9 protein-coding genes and 1 tRNA gene are annotated in these 16,739 nt (G+C 61.7%); 7 read left to right on the top strand and 3 right to left on the bottom strand.

Features of this window, described 5'->3' with window-relative positions; translation table 11 throughout:
- Positions 1-112 precede the first annotated feature (112 nt).
- The 3 genes from BMYO_RS06065 to BMYO_RS06055 form a co-directional block, all read right to left on the bottom strand.
- A complete protein-coding gene (locus tag BMYO_RS06065; RefSeq protein WP_094667612.1) occupies positions 113-1,342 on the bottom strand; it encodes an acetate/propionate family kinase in 1,230 nt (409 codons plus the stop codon).
- A gap of 374 nt (positions 1,343-1,716) precedes the next feature.
- Positions 1,717-3,387, bottom strand: coding sequence for a phosphate acetyltransferase (gene pta / locus BMYO_RS06060; protein ID WP_169834069.1), 1,671 nt, complete (start codon positions 3,385-3,387; stop codon positions 1,717-1,719).
- Positions 3,388-3,778: 391 nt separating this feature from the next.
- On the bottom strand, positions 3,779-6,256 hold the full coding sequence (locus BMYO_RS06055; protein WP_094667611.1) for a phosphoketolase: 2,478 nt from the start codon (positions 6,254-6,256) through the stop codon (positions 3,779-3,781).
- 445 nt (positions 6,257-6,701) lie between these two features.
- On the opposite strand from BMYO_RS06055, the gene guaA reads away from it, so the two are divergent.
- The 7 genes from guaA to BMYO_RS06015 all read left to right on the top strand — a co-directional run bounded on the left by guaA (position 6,702) and on the right by BMYO_RS06015 (position 16,737).
- A complete protein-coding gene (gene guaA, locus BMYO_RS06050) occupies positions 6,702-8,264 on the top strand; it encodes a glutamine-hydrolyzing GMP synthase (RefSeq protein ID WP_094667610.1) in 1,563 nt (520 codons plus the stop codon).
- Positions 8,265-9,567: 1,303 nt separating this feature from the next.
- Positions 9,568-9,768: a winged helix-turn-helix domain-containing protein gene (locus tag BMYO_RS06045; RefSeq protein ID WP_094667609.1), complete on the top strand. Its 201-nt coding sequence runs from the start codon at positions 9,568-9,570 to the stop codon at positions 9,766-9,768.
- Between the two features lie 10 nt (positions 9,769-9,778).
- Positions 9,779-10,522: a restriction endonuclease gene (locus tag BMYO_RS12340; protein WP_143249125.1), complete on the top strand. Its 744-nt coding sequence runs from the start codon at positions 9,779-9,781 to the stop codon at positions 10,520-10,522.
- A 721-nt stretch (positions 10,523-11,243) separates the two neighbouring features.
- Positions 11,244-12,725: a DUF1846 domain-containing protein gene (locus tag BMYO_RS06035; RefSeq protein ID WP_094667607.1), complete on the top strand. Its 1,482-nt coding sequence runs from the start codon at positions 11,244-11,246 to the stop codon at positions 12,723-12,725.
- Between the two features lie 469 nt (positions 12,726-13,194).
- Positions 13,195-15,300, top strand: a complete 2,106-nt coding sequence (locus BMYO_RS12130; protein ID WP_267889619.1) for an acyltransferase family protein — start codon at positions 13,195-13,197, stop codon at positions 15,298-15,300.
- Between the two features lie 118 nt (positions 15,301-15,418).
- The gene (locus BMYO_RS06020) at positions 15,419-16,441 is read left to right on the top strand and encodes a ribose-phosphate diphosphokinase (RefSeq protein ID WP_094667606.1); all 1,023 of its coding nucleotides are present in this window, start codon (positions 15,419-15,421) and stop codon (positions 16,439-16,441) included.
- 225 nt (positions 16,442-16,666) lie between these two features.
- Positions 16,667-16,737 (top strand) — tRNA-Gln (locus BMYO_RS06015).
- Positions 16,738-16,739 lie beyond the last annotated feature (2 nt).

Here is a 16,739-nt window from a genome sequence, read left to right as displayed (position 1 = left end):
GACTGAGGGGAGTGATTTCAGGACTTAAACACGTGTGGGGCTGATTCCATCAGGAATCAGCCCCACACGTGTATTGCAACTAGAGATTAGTTAGACGCCTATCGGCAGTCGATCACTTAGCGAACTTGTTGCCGTAGGTGTCCTCGCCGGCTTCCGCGATGGCGGCGGACTTGCGGGCGATGGCCAGCTCCTCGTTGGTCGGGATCACGGCGATGATCACGGAGGAGTCCGGGGTGGAGATGATGCGCGGCTGCTTGGAGCGGGTCGCGTTCTTCTCCTCGTCCAGCTTGACACCGAACGGAGCGAGCTTGTCGCACACCATCTTGCGTACGATGTCGTCGTTCTCGCCGACGCCGGCGGTGAAGGTGATCACGTCGCAGCCACCCATCTGGTAGGTGTAGTTGCCGATGTAGCTCACGATGCGGTGCACGTAGACGTCAAGGGCCAGCTTGGCGTCCTCGTTGCCCTCGGCCACCAGACGGTGGACCTCGCGCAGATCGCCGAAGCCGGTCATGCCCATCATGCCGGAGCGCTTGTTGAACAGGGTGTCCAGCTCGTCCACGTTCATGTGGGCGTTGCGGATCAGGTGGAAGACCACAGCCGGGTCGATGTCACCGGTGCGGCCGCCCATGACGAGGCCCTCAAGCGGGGTCAGGCCCATGGAGGTCTCGACCGGCTTGCCGGAGACCTCGGCGGAGGCGGAGGCACCGTTGCCGATGTGCAGCACGATCTGCTTGAGTCCCTCGGCCGGCTTGCCGATGACGTCCGGCACCACGGAGGAAATGTACTCGTGGGAGGTACCGTGGGCACCGTAACGACGGATGTGGTACTTCTCGGCGATGTCCTTGTTCAGCGCGTAGGTGCTGGCGGCCTTCGGCAGCTGGAAGAAGAAGGAGGAGTCGAAGACGAAGATCTGCGGCACGTCCGGCAGCAGGGAGCGCATGACCTCAGCGCCCTTGGCCTCCGGGCCGTTGTGCAGCGGGGCGAGGACGGCCAGATCCTTGACCTGGTTGATGGTCTTGTCGGTCACCAGGGCCGGCTTCGGGAAGATGGAGCCGCCCTGCACCACGCGGTGGCCGACGGCCACGATGCCGGCTTCGGACAGATCCGGGCCGTACTCCTTGAAGAAGCCGAGCACGCGCTTCAGGCCCTGCTCGTGGTCGTGGATCGGCTCCTCGAGCTCGTGCTTCTCGCCGTTGTACTCGTGCTTGTAGTGGCCGTCGATCGGCTCGCCGATCTTCTCGACGAGACCGGAAGCGAGGCCTTCGCCGGACTCGAGGTCAACCAGCTGGTACTTGATCGAGCTGGAGCCGGAATTGATGACAAGGACGGTTTTCGCCATTGTGGGCATCCTCCATTGTGATTTGTCTGTTTCCCGCTGACACGGGTTACCGTAAGTCAGATTACTCGTTGCTTACTACAAAACTATTGCGGGAATGGTCGTGGCCGATGTTGATGGATGGGGCACCGGACACGCTCCGGGCCGCTCAGGCCGAGTCTTTACGGTCTGGTTCCCCATCCATCAGCATCGGCCATTTATAGCAATGTGAATCTCGAGGATTCCTATTGACATGCGAATGACTTGATGATTCTGCGCAGTGTTTGGGGTGGATGTTGCGGTGCCGGACACACTCAAGGCCGTTCGGCCAAGCCTACGGTCCGGCACCGCAACATCCACCCCAAACACGTCAGAACGCTGCGATAAGAAGCGCAGAACTACTGCGCTTCGATGGCGGTCAGGGCGATGGTGTTGATGATGTCCTGCACCAAGGCGCCACGGGACAGGTCGTTGACCGGCTTGTTGAGTCCCTGCAGCACCGGGCCGATGGCTAGGGCGCCGGAGGAGCGCTGCACGGCCTTGTAGCCGATGTTGCCGGCGCACAGGTCAGGGAAGACGAACACATTGACGTGTCCGGCGACCGGGTCGCCCTTGGCCTTGGTGGCGGCGACGGTGGGGGACCAGGCGGCGTCGAACTGGACGGAGCCGACCACCGGCAGGTCCGGAGCCTTCTCCTTGAGCAGCCTGGTGGCCTCCTCGACCACATCGACGTCCGGGCCCTTGCCGGAGCCGAGGGTGGAGTAGGAGAGCATGCCGACCTTGGGATCGATGCCGAATGCGCGGGCGGTCTCGGCGGACTGGAGGGCGATCTCGGAAAGCTGCTCGGCATCCGGGTTGAGGTTGATGGCGCAGTCGGCGAACACGGCCACATGGTTCTTGAAGCACATGAGGAACGCGCCGGAGACGAGCTTCTGACCGGGCTTGGTCTTGATGACCTGCAGCGCCGGACGCACGGTGTTGGCAGTGGAGTTCACGGAGCCGGAGACCAGACCATCCGCGTATCCGAGCACCACCAGCATGGTGCCGAAGTAGCTCGGGTCCGTGAGCTGCTGGCGGGCCTGCTCCTCGGTCATGCCCTTCTTGGCGCGCAGCTCGCACAGCTTGGCCACCATCGGCACGAGCACGTTCTCGTCGTTCAACGCCTGGAAGCGGGCACGGTTCAGGTAATGGAGGCCGAGCTCCTCGCCGCGGGCCAGAATGGCGTCCTTGTCGCCCACGATGATGAGGTTCACGATCTCGCGCTCGAGCAGGTAGTCGGCCGCCTTGATGATGCGGTCCTCCTCACCTTCGGGCAGCACGATGGTCTTCTTGTTGGACTTCGCCTTGCCGAGCAGGCCGAACTGGAACGCGTACGGGGTGATGGGCGCGGTCACGTCCACGTCGAGCGCCGCGAGCACCTCCTCGGTGGGTACGTTCTTGCGGAAGGTCTCGAGGGCGAGGTCCTTGCCGGATTCGTCGGTGAACTGCACCTGGGGGAGCGTCCACACCGGCAGGCCGTACTTGGCCAGCGTCTCCTTGACGGAGAAGGCGTGACGGGATTCGCAGCCGGTCACGAAGATGCCGAGCACCTTGTTACCGGCGGCCTCCATGCCTTCGATGGAGAGCTTGACTGTCTCGTCCAGCTCGTGCGGCCAGCGGTCGATGGTGGCGATGGTCAGGAACACGCCCGCCTGCAGGTCGGCCGCCACATTGGCGTTGAACTCGTAGGTGGTCGGGTCGTTGACGTGGGAGCGGTCGGTGCCCACGATGAGTGCGGCGTCGGCACGGGAGACGTCCATCGCGTCGTTGAAGGCGCCGACGATGTCGCCGCGAGCCGTCTCCTTGTCGGCGCGCACCTTGTGGATGTCCAGTCCGGTGGACAGGGCCACGCCGAGGCCGGCGTTGGACGCGGCGAGCAGGATGGGGGTGAAGTCGTCGTGGTTGGACACGGCGGGGCGGAACACCATGGTCTTGTACTTCGAGGTCAGCGCGTTGAGTACGCCATAGGCCACTACGTTGCGGCCGTTGGCGCCTTCGGGGCTGGCGATGTATACACGGGTGACGGTCACTGGTCTGTCTCCTTTGATTTCACATATAGGGACCTCACTCATTGTACTGACAATCAGTCGCGTTCGGTGGTTAGGCGCGGGGATATCGTGGCCGACGGAATGCGGTCGGTGATTCGATCGGAGACTCAGTTGTCGATTCAATCACCGATTTAATCGACGATTCGGTCTGCTGGATACAGTGGCGAGGCAAGGCCGCAACGATGGCATAGCAGGGCCACAATGACAGGGCCGGCGGGGGCCACGGCGAGGCGCACAACGACGGATTGAAGGGACAGGTCTGCATATGGCAGTCCATCAATACAACGAAAACGACGAAAAGGGCCCGGGACGAATCCCGGGCCCTTTCCTATGCCGTTAGGCTATCTCACAGTGAACTACCGTGAAGCGGTCATCACTCGTTGTCGCCAGCGGTGGCGGCGGTGGCGGTGACGGCGCCCTTCTCGGAGGTGTTCAGGCCGGAGTACACCCAGTCGGTGTAGTCCGGGTGATCGTAGCCGTGGTCCACGGCGAACTGGAAGGCCTCGTCACGGAACTTCTCGAGCTCGTCGATCTTGGCGGCGTACTTGTCGGCGTCGATCATGCGCAGGGCCTCAGCGGTCAGCTCGTAACGATCGATCTCGTTCACACGCACCATGTCGTACGGGGTGGTGGTGGAGCCCTCCTCCTCGTAGCCGTGGACGTTGAAGTTGTCGTGGTTCGGGCGATCGTAGATCAGGCCGCGCACGTCGTGAGCGTAGGAGTGGTACGCGAACAGCACCGGCTTGTCGGCGGTGAAGATGTCGGCGAACTCCTCGTCGGACAGGGCCTCGTCGTTCTCCTTGGCGGACTGCAGAGCGAGCAGGTCAACCACGTTGACGACCTTGAACTTGATGCCGAGTTCCTTCAGCTTGTCGGAAGCGGCCATGATCTCCTGGGTCGGGACATCGCCGGCGGCGGCAAGCACGATCTCAGCCTCATCGTTGGACTTCGCGGTGGAGGCCCAATCCCAAGCGGCGGCACCCTTCTCGAGCTCGGCACGAGCCTCGTCGAGGGACAGCCAGGTGGCGGCCGGCTGCTTGCCGGCGATGATGGCGTTGATCTTGTTGGTGGACTTGTAGCACTTCTCGGCGATGGCCAGCAGCATGTTCGCATCGGTGGCGAAGTAGATGCCGATGACGTGGTCGTTGTGGAAGCACTTGTTCAGCAGCAGGGAGGTGACACCCGGGTCCTGGTGCGAGAAGCCGTTGTGGTCCTGACGCCAGACGTGGGAGGAGACCAGCAGGTTCATGGAGGCGATCGGCTTGCGCCACGGAATCTCGCGGACGGTAGCCTCAAGCCACTTGGCGTGCTGGTTGAGCATGGAGTCGATCACGTGCACGAAGGACTCGTAGGAGCTCCAGATGCCGTGACGACCGGTCAGCAGGTAGCCCTCGAGGAAGCCTTCCATCTGGTGCTCGGACAGCTGCTCGACGACCTGGCCGGAGACGTGCATGTGCTCGTCGACCTCGTCGGAGATGTAGCCGGCGTCCCACTGCTTGTTGGTGACCTCGTAGGAAGCCTGCAGACGGTTGGAAGCGGTCTCATCCGGTCCGAAGATGCGGAAGTCGTGCGGGTTGTTCTTGATGATGTCGCGGGTGTAGACGCCGAGACGACGGGTGGCCTCGAGCTGGCCCCAGCCGTGGCCGTACTTCTCGACTTCCTTGACGGCGTAGTCCTCGATGTTCGGGAGCTTCAGGTCGTCGCGGATCACACCACCGTTGGCGTTCGGGTTGGCACCGATACGCAGCTCGCCCTTCGGCATGAAGGCCAGGACATCGTCCTTGACGGCGCCGTTCTCGTCGAACAGCTCCTCCGGCTTGTAGGACTCGAGCCAGTTCTTGAGGACCTCGAAGTGGGCCTCGGTGTCGCGGGCGGAAGCCAGCGGCACCTGGTGGGAACGCCAGGAGCCCTCGGTCTTCTTGCCGTCGATGTACTTCGGGCAGGTCCAGCCCTTCGGGGTGCGGAAGATCAGCATCGGGTAGAACGGACGGTGCACGTTGTCGGTCTGGGCGGTCGCCTTGATGTCGCAGATCTCGTCCCAGATGGTCTCCCACAGCTCGGCGAAGCGACGGTGGATGGACATGTGGTCCTCATCGTCGAAGCCGGCGACGAACTCGTACGGCTCGTAGCCCATGCCGTGGAAGAACTCGTGGAGCTCCTCGTCGGAGATGCGGGACAGGATGGTCGGGTTGGCGATCTTGTAGCCGTTGAGGTGCAGGATCGGCAGCACGATACCGTCGGTGCGCGGGTTCACGAGCTTGTTGGACTGCCAACCGGTGGCCAGCGGGCCGGTCTCGGCCTCGCCATCACCAACGATGGCCGGCACGAACAGGCTCGGGTTGTCCATGATGGCGCCGTAGGCGTGGGACAGGGCGTAACCCAGCTCGCCACCCTCGTGGATGGAGCCCGGGGTCTCCGGAGCGAAGTGGGACGGGATGCCGCCCGGGTAGGAGAACTGACGGAAGAACTTCTGCAGACCAGCCTCATCCTTGGTGATCTTCGGGAAGGTCTCGGTGTAGGTGCCGTCCAGGTAGGACTGGGAGGTACCGGCCGGGCCACCGTGGCCCGGGCCCATGATGATCACGGTGTTCTGGCCGTGGTCGGCGATGAAGCGGTTGATGTGGCCGATGAGGAAGTTCAGGCCCGGGGTGGTGCCCCAGTGGCCAACCAGACGGTGCTTGACGTCCTCACGGGTGAAGGGCTCCTTCATCAGCGGGTTGCTGCGCAGATAAATCTGGCCGATGGAAAGGTAGTTGGCGGCGCGCCAGTACTTGTCAACGCCTTCGAGGGATTCCTCGGAAACCGGAGCGTTGAGCTTCTTCCAAGGGGTGCCAATAACAGGACTCGTCATGTGTACTCCTGTACTCCTGCACGTATCCGTGCGATTGATTATTTCTGTTCGGTCGCGGGCCCTGGTTCCTTACGGCACAAGGGTTTCCGTTCCCAATCACTCGTCATGGTACGAGGACAACACGACTTTTGAACGATTTCTTGCGGGTGTGTTCGGAAATGTTATGAAAATAGCGCATTTTGTGTGATTCATTGGCTCGATTGTCCTAATCGTATTTTGCAGCCATGAGAGCAGGAATGGCGTAAAACAGCGAAAAATCAAGGATTGATGTCGTATTGCGACGTTCGATTTAACGAAGTTAACACCGGCGTGTTGTTTCTTGCAGGCATGTAGTTTGTTCGTATTTCGCACATAGTTTTATGCGTGTCGGGCTTGTCTGCTTGACCGGTGATAATCGGTGTGTTGCAACCCACGTAAAATCCCAATGAACGTTAGGGGAATATCAATGGCAAACGGTCCTGTGCTTGTCGTCGATTTCGGCGCCCAGTATGCCCAGCTCATCGCCCGCCGTGTGCGTGAGGCCGGAGTCTATTCCGAACTGGTCCCGCATTCCATGCCGGTCGACGAGATCCTGGCCAAGGATCCCAAGGCGATCATCCTTTCCGGCGGCCCGGCCTCCGTGTTCGAGCCCGGCGCGCCGACCATAGATACCAAGGTGTTCGAGTCCGGCGTTCCCGTGCTTGGCATCTGCTATGGCTTCCAGGTCATGGCCTACGAGCTCGGCGGCAAGGTGGATAAGGCCGCCTTGGGTGAGTACGGCAAGACCGAGGCCATCGTGGACGATGCCGAGGGTATCCTCGCCGGTTCCCCGGCCGAGCAGACCACATGGATGAGCCATGGCGTGGCCGTCGAGCAGGCCCCGGCCGGCTTCGAGGTGCTCGCCCACACCGAAGGCGCCCCCGTGGCCGCCATGGCGGACGAATCCCGCAAGCTGTACGGCGTGCAGTGGCACCCCGAGGTCAAGCACTCGCCGCTCGGTCAGCAGCTCATCGAGAACTTCCTGCACCGTTGCGCCGCGCTGCCCAATGATTGGAACGCCTCCAACATCATCGACGAGCAGGTCAAGAAGATTCGCGAGCAGGTCGGCGACGCCGAAGTGATCTGCGGCCTGTCCGGCGGCGTGGACTCCGCCGTGGCGGCCGCCCTCGTGCACAAGGCCATCGGCGACCAGCTCACCTGCGTGTTCGTGGACCATGGTCTGCTCAGGAAGGGCGAGGTCGAGCAGGTCAAGCACGACTTCGTCGAGGCCACCGGCATCCGTCTGATCACCGTGGATGCGGCCGACGACTTCCTCACCGCCCTGAAGGGCGTCTCCGAGCCGGAGCGCAAGCGCAAGATCATCGGCGAGAAGTTCATCCGCACCTTCGAGAAGGCCCAGCAGCAGGTGCTCGAGGAGGCCGGCGCCCGCGGCAAGGAAGTCAAGTTCCTCGTGCAGGGCACGCTCTACCCGGACGTCGTGGAGTCCGGCGGCGGTGACGGCGCGGCGAACATCAAGAGCCACCACAACGTCGGCGGCCTGCCCAAGGACATCAAGTTCCAGCTCATCGAGCCGTTGCGCACCCTCTTCAAGGACGAGGTGCGCGCTATCGGCACCGAGCTCGGTCTGCCCGACGAGATCGTCTGGCGTCAGCCGTTCCCTGGCCCGGGCCTCGGCATCCGTATCATCGGCGAGATCACGCGCGAACGCCTCGACCTCCTGCGCGAGGCCGACGCCATCGCCCGTGAGGAACTGTCCAAGGCCGGTCTCGACCGCGATATCTGGCAGTGCCCGGTCGTGCTCCTCGCCGACGTCCACTCGGTCGGCGTCCAGGGTGACGAGCGCACCTATGGTTCCCCGATCGTGCTGCGCCCGGTAAGCTCCGAGGACGCCATGACCGCCGACTGGTCCCGCGTCCCCTACGACGTGCTTGCCACCATCTCCACGCGCATCACCAACGAATGCCGCCAGATCAACCGCGTGGTGCTGGATTGCACTAGCAAGCCCCCGGCAACCATCGAATGGGAGTGACATTCAGCGATGGAGCGTTAGCTGTGTTGCTTCTCGGTCGCGGTACTTTTGTACAGCTTCCTTCGGTGCGCCTTGCTGCCGCACGCATCGCTGAATGTCATCAATAATCGAATGATGGAGCGTCCTCGTTGTTGCTCCTCGGTCGCGGTACCTGTTGCGCTGCGCGCAACCGTCGCAGCATAGCTGCTTCCTTCGTCTGGGGACAGTCCGCTGGATTGTCCCCTATACGGTTCAGCGCTTTCCTCGGTGCGCCTTGCTACCGCACGCGTCGCACATTATTTCTTGTTCCTTATTCCGTATTGCGGAACGGTGTTCTCGGCGTTGCGCCTCGGTGCGCCTAGGGGACACACACTGTTCGATGAATTCCTGGATGGTTTTGTGTTGGTGCGCCTCGGTGCGCCTAGGGGACACACACATCAACCTTGTTGATAACAGTGAATATTGTTGGCTCTGTTCAACCAGAATTGACATGCATTAATCAGCGTGAGTTTTGAGTGGGTTGATTTCTCGGGGGAAATCAGCCTGTCGATTCACTTCGTATGTCAAGTTGGTTGAACAGAGCCATTGTTGTTGCGGTGGGGTTCTATTCAGAACGTATCGGGTGTCGTATTTCGATACTTGTTGGCCGTATTCGATTGGGTTCCATGGCGCTGTCGCCATTATGGTTGTTCTAGTGGTCCATCTCTCATAAATCTTAAACAGTTGGGGGCTTCAGCTTTTCTCTCCCTTAGTCAGCTTCGCTGACGGCCCGTCCTGCAATTAAGGACGCACTGCGTGCGCAGCATGCTGGCTCACCTTCCGGCTCGCACGTTGCCTGCAAACGGCTCCGCTGTTTGCTTCACAGCAACGGCCCGTCAGGGAGGACCGATACCACTCAAACAATTGCGAGACGGACCACTAGCGTCGCTGTCGGGCCAAAACTTGGTCAATCGGCAACGGTCATTAATGCTAGCGTCGCCGCCGAGCCAGAGGATGGCCGACAAACGACGTAACAGCGTCACTCAGTGATCTTTTCCGGCCACGGACTGGCCTCGCGGCGACGCTAGGCGCAAATTGGCGTCGGCATCAGGCCACATGCTGGCCGCCGGACGACGCTGGAGGACGGCAGCGTCGCCATCCAGCCATGATTTGGCCTGGCAATGACGCTCCCGCATCGCTGCTGCGCGTGGATGAAGGCCGAAACCATACTGCGTAACCGTTAATCGCACGATTCCATGTGATTCGTGATAAATCAGCGAATGAAAACGCGTGTTGTCGGTATGCTATTGCTCGAATCTGATAGCCGAACGGAGAAGAGGCGACCATGACGATGCCGACATGGGACCAGACGTTACGTCCGATTTTGCGAGAGCTCGCCGATGGGCGGATGAAGGACGCCAGAAGCATTCGTGCGGCGGTGATTGCCGCGTTTGCAATGACGGTGGATGAGCAAAACGAAATGCTGAAAAGCGGGCAGCCTCGCATCGCCCAACCGCGTCGGATGGGGACTGACCGATTTGCATAAGGCACAGCTTGTGGAAAAGGGGAGCAAACGCGGAACGTACCGTATCACCGATGCCGGGCGCGAATTCCTGCAGCAGCATGAAGACGCCATCACCTTGGCGGACCTCGAGACCGTGCCCGCCTTCCTGGCTTGGAGACAGGGATACCAAAGCAAGACGGTTGACGCGAAGGAAAGGTCTACTGTATTGCAGACCGATATTTCCGAGCAGTCCGATGAGGCCACTCCCGAGGACCTGATGGAAACCGCATCGGAACAACTCAATGAGGCGCTTGCCTCGGAGCTGCTCGACCGCATCATGGATAACGACCCCTATTTCTTCGAACGTCTGGTGACGCGATTGGTGCTGAGCCTTGGATACGGAGACCTGTCCAAGACCTCCGGCGAAGTCACCAAGAAAAGCGGGGATGGTGGGATAGATGGCGTGGTTCGTCTCGACAGGCTTGGCTTGGATTCCGTGTATATTCAAGCCAAACGCTGGAATACCGAGCATGTCGTAGGACGACCTGACATTCAGGGGTTCGTTGGCGCTCTTGTTGGCAATGGCGCCAACAAAGGCGTGTTCATCACGACATCACGGTTCTCGGAGGAGGCGCGACGGTACGGCGATGAGAGAATGCGGTCCAGCGATATCAGCGTCGTGCTCATCGATGGGTTGACTCTCGCAAAGCTGATGATTGAATACAACGTAGGCGTGGGAGTGAAAACAGTGTATGAGATCAAGGCCATCGACAACGATTTCTTCGATACTGAGTGAATCCGAATCAGTTCCGAGTGAGCCCGAATGGGCTGGGCAAGAGCGACGACCGCCGTGCAGGTGTTTTGTGTATGCGGGGTGGGCGCCGCAGGCATTATGTGTCGCTGTAGAGAATGATTGGGGTTGTAACTGTACGCAAAACACCTGCACGCACGGTTCATGACGTCTTTTTGCCTGCGGATGGTGTCGTATGTAGGCCCATTGCACCTGCAACATTCGTCGCAGTCCGCTATGCTGCTTTCCTTTGCACGATATCTGGCCTTGTTTTGCCTGCGACGCATACGCGGAATCGATGCATCGTCGCGTGGCGCAGGTGAAACAGGGCTGGATGGGAGTGCCAAGACGATGAATGCTCTGCGCCCGTCCTGCGCTGTTGCCCAATGCATGCGTTTTATGGGAGAGCGCCGGGCGTTTCAGCCGACTGGGGAATGCCGGGCGCTCCGCCAAATGGGGGATGCCAGGTGTTTCGGCCGAATGGGGGAGCGCCGGGCGTTGTGGAAATTACCGCGCTGGAGAATGGAGGCGTGGTTCGAGGTGTTTGAGCGCACGTGTTTGAGTGCGCGATATTCGAGCGCAGTGTTCGAGACGTTCGAGCATGCGGTCTCGAGGTTCGTCGTAAAAGTGAACGTTAAAGCGGTCTGGGTGTGTGGCCGAAGGCCTTCCGGTATAATTTTTCCGTTTACGCCGACGTTTGGAAGTTTCGAAAGGGATGCCGACCCATATGCGACAGGGATTCGACAACGAGAAGTACATCGAGCTGCAAGCTGCCAACATCCGCAGGCGCATCGCGCAATTCGGCGGCAAGCTGTATCTGGAGTTCGGCGGCAAGCTGTTCGACGACTACCACGCCTCGCGCGTGCTGCCCGGTTTCCAGCCGGACACGAAGTTCCGCATGCTCGAAAGCATGGCCGCGGACGTCGAAATCGTCATCGCCATCAACGCCAACCACATCGAGCAGGGCAAGACCCGCGGCGACCTGGGCATCCCCTATGACGAGGATGTGCTGCGTCTCATCGACATCTTCCGTTCGCGCGGATTCCTCGCGAACTCGGTGGTGCTCACCCAGTACGCCGGACAGCCCGCCGCCGACGCCTACCGCCACCGCCTCGAGCAGCTGGGCGTCAACTGCTATCTGCATTACCCGATTCCCGGCTATCCCCATGACATCGAGCGCATCGTCTCCGAGGACGGCTACGGCAGGAACGACTACATCGCGACCAGCAGGCCACTGGTCGTGGTGACGGCCCCTGGCCCAGGCTCGGGCAAACTCGCCACCTGCCTTTCGCAGCTCTACCATGAGAATCGCCGCGGCATCAACGCCGGCTACGCGAAATACGAGACGTTCCCGATTTGGAACCTGCCGCTGAACCATCCGGTCAACATCGCCTACGAGGCCGCCACCGCCGATCTGGACGACGCGAACATCATCGATCCCTTCCACCTCGAGGCCCACGGCGAGACCACCGTCAACTACAACCGCGACGTCGAGGCGTTCCCGGTCCTCAAGGCCATGATGGAGCGGATCATGGGGGAGAGCCCCTACCAGAGCCCCACCGATATGGGCGTCAACATGGCCGGCTACGCGATCTCGGACGACGGGGTCTGCCGCGAGGCCGCGAGACTGGAGATCGTACGCCGTTACTTCACCGCATGCGTGAATCTCAAGCGCACCGGCACAGGCGAGGAGCAGGTCGAACGCCTGCGCTCCATCATGAAGAAGGCCGGCGTGGACGAGAACCTGTCTCCCGCACGCGCGGCGGCGCTCGCCAAGGAGGAAATGACCGGAGCCCCGGTAGGCGCGATGGTCCTGCCCGATGGCCGCCTCGTCACCGGCAAAACCGGCGTGCTGCTCGGCGCGGCCAGCGCCCTGCTCATGAACGCGCTCAAAAAAGTCACCGGCGTGGACGCGGACCTGCCGGTGATCGATGACGCCGCCGTCGAGCCCATCTGCCGCCTCAAGACCGAGCACCTCAACAGCATGAACCGCCGTCTGCATTCCGACGAGACGCTGATCGCGCTGTCCATCACCAGCGCCACCAGTCCGCTGGCCGCCCGCGTGATTGACGGGCTCGAACAGCTGCGCGGCGCCGACGCCTTCTTTTCGGTTATCATCTCCTCGGCGGATGAGGAGCTGTACCGCAAGCTGGGCATCAATGTGTGCTGCGAGCCCAAGTACGAGCGTGTGAGCCTGTACCACAAGTGAGTGCGGCCTCCGCTCGCCGAAGGAAGCGGGAGCAGCTGGGGTTCTGTTCGCGTTGGCGGCGGGGCGGCTCCCAATCGCCGACGGGAGCGGAAAAGGGCCGACTCCTGACGGTATGGTGACGTTCATGCGCCGGTGGCCGCCATCCGCTCCGATATCAGGCTTTTCCGATTGTGGCGTGTAAGGGCCATGCGTTTTCATTGCTTAGGTACATTCGACGTTTCTTAGGCACATATTCATCGGTGCCTTGCGCGGTATGCCTGCCTTGTTGTGTCGTTGTTGTGTCGTCCTGTTCTTTGGAATCTGCCTAAGGACACGATGGATGTACCTAAGTTTGTCCCATACGCAGCCACTTATCGTCGGCGATGCCGGCGCTATGCTCGGACACCCCTGGTCCAATCGGCGCACTGTCGCCATCTGTTGCTGTAATACCTAGCGAGAAAGAAGCGGTACGAAGACAAGAGAAGTGACAGTGACAACAGCAGTGCGTAGGCGTTTTGATGGGCATTACATAGGACTGGACGGCATCAAGGGGCTGGCCCTCATCGCCATCGTGCTCTACCACTGCATGCAGCAGGTGTTGCCGGGCGGCTTCTATGGTGTTGACGTGTTTTTCACCGTATCCGGCTTCCTCATCGGCGTGAGCTTGTTTCGCTCGTTGGCGCGCACCGGTTCGGTGAACCTTGCCCGGTACATCCCGCACCGCGCGGTGCGTCTGTACCCGGCGCTGTTCCTGCTGATTCCCGTCATCGTGTCTGCGGGTTGGTTGTTGGACCGAGACCTTCTGGTGAACATCCGCGACCAGATCATCACGGTGCTGCTCGGTTGCTACAACTGGTACGCCATCGCCGGCGGGCAAAGCTATTTCGACCAGATGAACCCGCAGGTCTTCCGGCATCTGTGGTTCATCGGCGTGCTGATGCAGTTCTATGTGGTCGTGCCTCTGCTCGCATGGCTGATGTGGAAGATCCGCCGCACGCATTTGTCCGCGGTGATTCCGCTCGCGCTCGCGGCCGGCAGCGGCTACGCCATGTGGACCCTCTACCGGCCCGGCGGCGACCCGACCCGCGTTTACTTCGGCACCGACACCCATGCCGTTGGACTGATGCTAGGACTCGCACTGGCTTGGTGGGTGACCGCTCACGAGTTGAACCATCCCCGGCCCAAGCCCGTGGCTCGGTCGGTGAGTTCCATCGTGCCGTCTGCGCTGTCTGCACCATCCGCTCCGAACTCCGCTCCGGACTCCGCTCCGGACGTGTCGGCTACGCCAGCGGCATCGGCGGCATCTCGATTCTCCGCCGATTCGTCCGATCGTTTCGGTCTTAACAATCCGCAGCCCGGAATCACTTCGGCATCCGGCATGGCCTCGGCACCGGGGCCTGTGCCGCTGCCGGGCAATCTGTCCGACGCGACCCAACGACCCGACACCATGCACGTACCCGAACCGCTCTCCGCGAGCATCTGGCGGGCCGTGGCACCCGTGCTGGCGTTCCTGAGCCTCATCGCTCTGATCGTCATGGCGGTGTGCGGCAAGCAGGACGACTTCGCGTTCCGAGGCGGCATCATCATCTCCAGCGTGCTGGCCGTGCTGCTCATCGCCGGTACCATTTCGTCGGATTCCTGGATGCAGGATCTCATGGTGTTTCGCCCGCTCAAGGCGCTGGGCGCCTACTCCTACGGCATCTATCTGTGGCATTGGCCGCTGTGGCTGCTGTCGCGCGCCCTCGCCCCGAAGCTGTTCCCGGTGCCCGGCCCGTGGCCGCTCGGCATGACCGCAGTACTGACGGTCATCGCCGCCGTCATCTCCTGGATGATGGTCGAAAAACCTGCGGCGCGCCGGTCGGCCCTGTTCGTGATCCTGCCAATCCGCCATCCCGGCGCCGGCCACATCGTCCGCGCGGTCGTGGTGGACGCCATACTGGTTGCCTCGCTGTTCGGCGCCACGCAGGGTGTCATGGGTGCGCCGGCCAAGACGGCCATGCAGCTCGAGCTTGAGCGGCAGGCCGAACAGCTCGAACAGACGCAGCGCAAGGAACACGTACTGCTGCGTCATCAGGTGCCGAAGCCGCCCCGGCCGAAGTTCGCGATGCCCACTGGCGACCAGATCACCGCCATCGGCGATTCGGTCATGCTCGCCTCCTCGCAGGGCCTGTCCAGCGTGTTCCCGGGCATCCAGACCGATGCGGCCGTCTCCCGCTCCATACTGGTGGCGCCCGGCATGATTCAGGAGGATCTTGCCGCCGGCAGCCTGCGTCAGTGGATAGTGGTGGGGCTCGGCACGAACTCGGCAATCACGCCGGACGAGCTCGACCAGGTGTACAACGAGATCGGTTCGGATCGTGTGCTGGTGCTGGTCAACGCGCACGGTGACCGTACTTGGATTCCGCCCACCAACCAGGTGCTGGCGGATTACGCCGCCGCCCATCCCGACAATGTGGTGCTGGTGGACTGGGATGCCGCGGCCAACGCCAATCCGCAGGTGTTCGGCGCCGACGGCATCCATCCGAGCATGGACAGCGACCTCTACGCACAGACCATCAAGAAGGCCATCGCGCGATGGATCGGCCCCGCCCGATGACGTGCGCGGCGGTCAGTTTAAAGGGAGCGTGAACGACAAGCAACGCAAACGTGTCCTCATGGTCGCCAAGCACGTCTAGACTGATGAATTGCACTAACGAGACCACACGTTGGGAGTAATGGTGAGCGCAATCCTCGAGGGAAAGCCCGATAAGAATCTCATTCTCGTCACGGGAAGGATTCATCCGAAACTAGCCGAAGATGTCGCCGAACAATTGGGAATCGATCTGCTGGAGACCACGGCATACGATTTCGCCAACGGCGAGATGTACGTGCGTTACACCGAATCGGTGCGCGGCGCCGATGTGTTCGTACTTCAAAGCCACTACAAGCCCATCAACAAGGCGATCATGGAGCAGCTCATCATGATCGACGCCCTGAAGCGCGCATCCGCCCGCTCCATCACGGCCGTCTGCCCGCTGCTCGGCTACTCTCGCCAGGATAAGAAGCACCGCGGCCGCGAGCCCATCTCCTGCCGCCTGATCTTCGACCTGCTCAAGACCGCCGGCGCCGACCGCATCATGTCCGTGGATCTGCACGCCGCGCAGTCCCAGGGCTTCTTCGATGGCCCGGTTGATCATCTCATCGCCATGCCGGTGCTTGTGGACTACATCCGTGACCGGTTCAAGGACCATCTGGACAACGTCGCCGTCGTCTCTCCGGACGCCGGCCGCATCCGCGTGGCCGAGCAGTGGGCCCAGCGCCTCGGCGGCGGCCCGCTCGCCTTCGTCCACAAGACCCGTGACATCACCCGTCCGAACCAGGCTGTCGCCAACCGCGTGGTCGGAGACGTGGTCGGCAAGGACTGCGTGCTCGTGGACGACCTCATCGACACGGCCGGCACCATCGTCGGTGCATGCCGCGTGCTGCAGGATGCCGGTGCCAAGTCGGTCACCGTCGTGGCCACGCACGGCGTGCTGTCCGGTCCCGCCATCGACCGCCTCAAGAACTGCGGCGCCCGCGAAGTGGTGCTCACCGACACGGTGCCGATTCCGGAGGAGAAGCGTTGGGACGGCCTGACCGTGCTGTCCATCGCCCCGCTGCTCGCCGGCGCCATCCGTGCGGTGTTCGAGGACGGTTCCGTGGCCGAGCTGTTCGACACGTACCCAGAGCATCACGGACAGGGCTTCCTGTTCGCCTGACCGGTCCGGGCGCGCACGAGTCGTTCCGGTCTTCCGGCTTGGCCTCAAGGAGAGGATTCGTCCTATCGGGCCCAGCCGGAAGACGATTGGATGCGGAAGACGGTTGGATGATCGTTGGATGACCGCGCGTGCCGAACCGTTCCGGCACACGTCTCGGAGTGGCGTATGATGCCAAATTCCGAAACGTATGGTATAAATGAACACTTGTGGGCGAACGCCCACGATTCCCCCATGGTGTAATGGCAGCACACGGGTCTTTGGAACCCTTTGTCTTGGTTCGAGTCCAGGTGGGGGAGCT

Origin of the sequence: Bifidobacterium myosotis, assembly GCF_002259745.1 — a bacterium.
Taxonomy (GTDB): domain Bacteria; phylum Actinomycetota; class Actinomycetes; order Actinomycetales; family Bifidobacteriaceae; genus Bifidobacterium; species Bifidobacterium myosotis.
The sequence above is the reverse complement of the archived record's forward strand: the minus strand, read 5'-3'. Positions and strand labels throughout refer to the sequence as shown.